1 pseudogene and 1 other annotated feature are annotated in these 352 nt (G+C 46.3%); the pseudogene reads right to left on the reverse strand.

From position 1 onward, the window contains the following. Positions 1 to 352: pseudogene (locus ACT3QP_RS15120) on the reverse strand (IS3 family transposase); the annotation flags it as partial. Next, positions 203 to 319, reverse strand: a sequence feature (AL1L pseudoknot). It overlaps the preceding pseudogene by 117 nt.

Here is a 352-nt window from a genome sequence, read left to right on the forward strand (position 1 = left end):
GCTTCATTAATCGCTCTACGGTACACCGAGCAACCTTTAACCCGTCAGCTTTCATCTGCTGCCAGACTTTACGCACACCATAACGGCATTTACTGTCCTGCCAAATACGTTTAATCTCGCTGAGATAATAGTCGTCATGCTGACTGCGCAGTGAACGCTTGTGTGGGTTGTCGCTTAAGTCTTGAGCACGATAATAAGTTGACGGGGCAATCGGTAATACTCTACAGATCAGCTCGACCCCATAATTATTCTTATGATCGTCGATGAATTGAATCATGATTTTAGTCAGCGGTCGAGCTCCGCCTGGGCGAAAAAAGCAGCAGCCTTACGTATAATCTCATTGGCTTGCTTG

The organism is Psychrobacter sp. AOP7-B1-24 (assembly GCF_052376215.1).
Taxonomy (GTDB): domain Bacteria; phylum Pseudomonadota; class Gammaproteobacteria; order Pseudomonadales; family Moraxellaceae; genus Psychrobacter.